This is a genomic window from Anaerosporobacter sp., from assembly GCF_965301125.1.
This window is the reverse complement of record NZ_CBDLAM010000002.1, coordinates 16,088-20,657: the sequence shown is the minus strand read 5'-3', so window position 1 is coordinate 20,657 and position 4,570 is coordinate 16,088. Positions and strand designations below refer to the sequence as shown.

Annotated in this window: 4 protein-coding genes and 1 other RNA gene; 1 reads left to right on the top strand and 4 read right to left on the bottom strand. The window is 33.3% G+C overall.

The features are described 5' to 3' along the window. Positions 1 to 89: 89 nt before the first annotated feature. The 3 genes from ssrS to ACW2QF_RS00420 form a co-directional block, all read right to left on the bottom strand. Positions 90 to 269, bottom strand: a non-coding RNA gene (gene ssrS / locus ACW2QF_RS00430) — 6S RNA. A 106-nt stretch (positions 270 to 375) separates the two neighbouring features. Continuing rightward, positions 376 to 1,866 (bottom strand): ATP-binding protein, encoded by a 1,491-nt coding sequence (locus ACW2QF_RS00425; RefSeq protein WP_455714014.1) that lies wholly within the window; start codon positions 1,864 to 1,866, stop codon positions 376 to 378. Then, positions 1,866 to 2,561 carry a response regulator transcription factor gene (locus tag ACW2QF_RS00420; protein ID WP_455714013.1) on the bottom strand — a complete coding sequence of 232 codons (696 nt, stop codon included), beginning with the start codon at positions 2,559 to 2,561 and terminating at the stop codon, positions 1,866 to 1,868. Before ACW2QF_RS00420 ends, ACW2QF_RS00425 begins: the two co-directional genes overlap by 1 nt. A gap of 285 nt (positions 2,562 to 2,846) precedes the next feature. Between ACW2QF_RS00420 and ACW2QF_RS00415 the strand changes: the two genes are divergently transcribed. Further along, positions 2,847 to 3,497, top strand: coding sequence for an Ig-like domain-containing protein (locus ACW2QF_RS00415; protein ID WP_455714012.1), 651 nt, complete (start codon positions 2,847 to 2,849; stop codon positions 3,495 to 3,497). A gap of 78 nt (positions 3,498 to 3,575) precedes the next feature. Here the strand turns inward: ACW2QF_RS00415 and cysK are convergent, their stop codons facing one another. After that, positions 3,576 to 4,511: a cysteine synthase A gene (cysK, locus tag ACW2QF_RS00410; RefSeq protein ID WP_455714011.1), complete on the bottom strand. Its 936-nt coding sequence runs from the start codon at positions 4,509 to 4,511 to the stop codon at positions 3,576 to 3,578. Between the last annotated feature and the right edge of the window lie 59 nt (positions 4,512 to 4,570).

The following is a 4,570-nucleotide window of genomic DNA, read 5'->3' as shown; positions in this document are numbered from 1 at the left end:
TTTTTTAATAATTCTGAAGCATATCCTGAATAATTGGAATAATTTCCTATACACAAAAAAGACACCTTACGCTGCCTTAATCATTTGTGTAATTACCCAAAATGCCGTTTCCTGTATTTTGACTCCTAGCTACAGCTAGGTGGGTCACCTCACATAAGCTTCTGTCTTCCACTACAATCGGTGGCTTGACATAATCTCATAAATATTGGAGTCCCGTATTCATGAATGTAGGTTCAAAATAACAAGAGTGTCGCACATCCCAGGAATGATTACTTATTCGATTTCTTTATTGTAGTAATATTATAACTCTATTAATTAAACTTTTCAAGGTATTAGACAATTTTCGTTGCTATAAATTTTTTCCAATTTGTCTAATTACTCAAATTCGTCGGTATTCTTCATATGACTAAATGTAAATATAAATTCCGTTCCTTTACCAAGCTCACTTAATACATCTATTGTACCATTATGCTTAATCACTATTTGCTTAGCAATTGCTAATCCGAGACCTGATCCATTCGCATTCTGTCTTAGTTTTGATTTATAAAACTTCTCAAAGATATAAGGTAATTCCTCTTTTGAGATTCCAACACCCTCATCTTTTATTGATATTCTTATTGTGTCCATACAAGTTATTTTTATGTATATAGTCGAATTTTCTTTTGAGAATTTGACTGCATTATCAAAAATAACCATGAACATCTGTCTTAGTCGATCATAATCTCCTAGCATCATAACAAAGTCTCTGTCTTTGCTAATATTAATTGCAATATTCTTATTCATACAAATAGCTGTTGCATTCCTTGCAATGTCATCAAAGATTTGAATAAGATTAATTGGTTCTTTCTCCACAACGAAATCTGGGTTTTGCATCTTCGATAATAATAATAAGTCACCAACTAATCGTTCCATTCCTTTGCATTCTTTTAATATTCTATCATAATTAGACGATATTTTGTCTTGATCTGTTACTATACCATCTATTAACATCTCAGTATATGCTCGGATAACTGTTATAGGCGTACGAAGCTCATGAGAAACATTAGCAAAGAAATCCATACGCATCTGTTCTAAGTTCTTTCTCTCCTCTTCACTTTGGGCCAGTCTTTCTGAAAGAATATCAAACGTTCTTGCTAGATCACCCAGTTCATCCTTTTGATTACTATTAATTTTAAGGGAATAGTCACCTTCTGCTAGACCAAGGGCAGTCACACGGATTTTTGAAATTGGAAGTGTTAGCCTCCTAGCAAAAATTATTGCAACAATAAAGCATACTAGTAATGCCGTAATCGCACTACTCAAAATCATATGTGTACTTGTTTTTATTAATTGCTTTTGCCCCTTTATCGGTGCATGCAATAAAACGGCCCCTACAACCTCATCATCTGCATCGAACACCGGAATTCCAATTGACATTTCTGTTTCTTTATAGATGTCACTATAATAAACTTTCTCCGTAATGTTCCCAAGTAACGATTGATCAAGAATTGCTTGTACACTAGGATTGAGGGTAATATTTGTCAAATCTGTATTGACCAATTCCTTCATTGGACTATCTTCATCTTCATTACTAACGATCCAAATATCCATATCTGATGACTCAAGCTTTTGCAAGGTCACCATAAAAGTAGGGTATTCTTCATAATTTTCATAAACAATGTAATCATGAAGTATCTCTGCAATACTTCTACCTTTATTAAGTAATCGCTCTCTGTATGTTGCCTTTGTGTTGGATTTACTCAACTGTATAAACATCATACCAAGGGTTACCGCAAACACACAGACAACAATAGCAAAATAAAGATAAACCCGAAACGATATTCTATTGTATACCCTTACATTATTATCTTTATCTATAATGTTCATTATGCTTCCTCGATTTCGAATTTATATCCCACTCCCCAAATTGTCTTAATTGTCCATTCTGAGTGCTCTACTTTATCTAATTTAGCACGCAATCTCTTAATATGTGAGTCAACTGTACGACTATCACCAAAATAATCAAATCCCCATAAACTATCTAATAGATTGTCCCTTGTAAATACTTTATTCGGATTTTTTGCTAATGTCCACATGGTTTCAATTTCTTTTTTTGTCAATGACATCTTCTTGTTATCTATGTAGAGAGTATATTCATCTAGATTGATTTCAAGATTGCTTATAGAAATTGTATTCTCTGATTTTTGTGGTTGAGTGGCATTCGTCATCCTACGCAGTACAGCTCTGACTCTTGCCATAACTTCACTTGGGCTAAATGGTTTTACAATATAATCATCAGCACCAATATCAAGACCCATAATTTTCTCGAAGTCTTCTCCTCTTGCTGTGATTAGAATAACTGGTGTATTCGATTTACTTCTTATCTTTCTGCATACTTCATATCCATCTTCCTTTGGCATCATTACATCTAATAAAACCGCAACCGGATCATATTTTTGAAATAGTTCTAATGCTTCTACTCCATCAGAGGCAACGATAGGTTCATACCCTTCCTTTTGCGCATATGTTGAGAGAATATCAGTAATATCATTATTGTCGTCGGCAATTAAAATATGTTGCATCGTATACCGTCACCGTCCTTTCACTAGTTACTATTTATGTCATAACTTTGTAATAATTCATTCCCATTATATCGTATCTACCCTGTATTATACAAGTGGCATCCTGGGATTAATTATTAACATTTTCTTACGGACTTCCTCCCGATACCATATATAGAAAATATTAAAACTTGACACGTTTCTGACAAAAACATAATCTATTATTATTACGAGATGTGAATTTAATAAATAAATAGGTAAATGTTAATACTGATTGCATTAAAGATATGCAGATAGGAGTTATCTATGAACGTTAAGAACTTTAAAAAACGGTTATTTGCAATTAGTCTTGCAAGCTTGGTAGTGAGTACTACACCTATTCTTGACAATAATTTTACTACTACAGCCAAAGCGAACCAAGTTACGAATAATTCTGATGAAGATGTAAGTAATGCAAAACTGAATGTTAAAAACAAAGCTTTAGTAACAAATTCAACCTATACCTTAAAGGTATATAATCTTGAAAATAAACAGACTGTCTCTTTTAAGTCCGATGACACAGATATTGCAACTGTTGATAAAGAGGGAATAATTACAACTAAAGAGAAAAATGGTACTGTTGTTATTACTGTTACTGTAAAAGAAAAATCTAAGATAATTAAAACATTAGAATGTGAAATTACGGTAGGACCACCTGCTGCGAGTATTGTTTTAGCTAAATCAGAAATTTCACTTGCTGTCGGTAAGAGGTATCCATTCCTTGAGAATCTACTAGTTATCAAACCTAATACAACGGTTGAGATTCCTCAGTTCTCAAGTAGTAATCCAGATGTAGCTGTAGTTAGCTCAACTGGTAAGATTACTGCCAAAGAAGTAGGTAGTACTACTATTAAAGCTACTTTAAATAATGGTTCTTCTGTTAGTTGTACAGTAACCGTTATTGAAAATGATAAATAATCTTTTATCATATCATAAAATAAGCTGCCACACTATGTGACAGCTTATTTTATTTTTCTCTAATACTTCTTTTTTATTCTATGCTTCTTCAAATAAAGGAGTTGATAAGTATCTCTCACCTGTATCTGGTAATAATACTACAATGTTCTTTCCTTTGTTTTCAGGGCGTTTTGCTAATTCTGTTGCTGCATGGATTGCTGCTCCTGATGAAATACCAACTAATAGACCTTCTTGTTTTGCTACTGCTCTTGATGCATTGAATGCATCTTCATTTTCAACCTTGATAATTTCATCAACAACATCAAGATTTAAAACTGAAGGAACAAATCCTGCGCCAATACCTTGAATCTTATGAGGACCTGGTTTTCCACCACTTAATACTGGTGATGCAGCTGGCTCTACTGCTATAATCTTTACATTAGGATTTTTTTCTTTTAATACTTCACCATTACCAGTTACTGTACCGCCTGTACCTACACCAGCTACGAAGATATCAACGTTACCATCTGTATCTCTCCATATTTCTTCGGCTGTTGTTTTTCTATGTGCTTCTGGATTTGCTATATTCTCAAATTGTTGTGGAATAACAGCATTACCATATTCTTTTACTAATTCATTTGCCTTTGCAATAGCACCTTTCATTCCTTCTGCTCCTGGAGTTAATACTACTTCTGCTCCAAGTGCTGCTACAATTCTTCTACGTTCAATACTCATTGTATCAGGCATAGTTAATATTAAGCGTAATCCTTTTGATGCTGCTACAAATGCAAGACCAATACCTGTGTTACCACTTGTTGGTTCAATAATTACTGTGTCTTGATTAATCTTACCTTGCTTGATCCCCTCTTCAATCATCGCATATGCGATACGATCTTTAACACTTCCAAGTGGATTGTAATACTCAATCTTAGCAATTAATTTTGCTTCTAAATTATTCTTTTCTTCATAGTTTGATAATTCTAGTAGTGGAGTGTTTCCAATTAAATCTGTTAATTTTTTTGCGATCTTTGCCATAATATTATCCCCTTTTCCTTAATTTATATAATTCCTAGTAAGTTTATATGTTTTATAAG